Origin of the sequence: Sedimentibacter sp. B4, assembly GCF_000309315.1 — a bacterium.
GTDB lineage: Bacteria > Bacillota > Clostridia > Tissierellales > Sedimentibacteraceae > Sedimentibacter > Sedimentibacter saalensis.
Genome location: NZ_CANG01000423.1, coordinates 1 through 225 on the forward strand (window position 1 = coordinate 1; position 225 = coordinate 225).

Annotated in this window: 1 protein-coding gene; it reads right to left on the minus strand. The window is 69.3% G+C overall.

The genetic code is table 11. The features are described 5' to 3' along the window. Positions 1–225 (minus strand): HAD family hydrolase (locus BN358_RS23580; protein ID WP_157593431.1); only part of this gene is annotated, 225 nt, incomplete at both ends.

Below are 225 nucleotides of genomic sequence, written 5' to 3' on the forward strand. Positions count from 1 at the left end.
TCGGGGTGGGCGTTGGCCATCGCGAAGGAGTGCGGTGCGTCCGCGAGCATCTCCAGGTCGTTCAGGTAGTCGCCGAACACGACCGTCTGCTCCGGCGTGATGCCGAGCTCCCGCTGCAGCGACTCCAGCGCCGACCCCTTGTTGGCGTCCGCGCTCATGACGTCCACCCAGTGCTCACTCGACGTGACGACCTGGTGCGGGGCACAGCGCTCGGCGAGCAGCCGC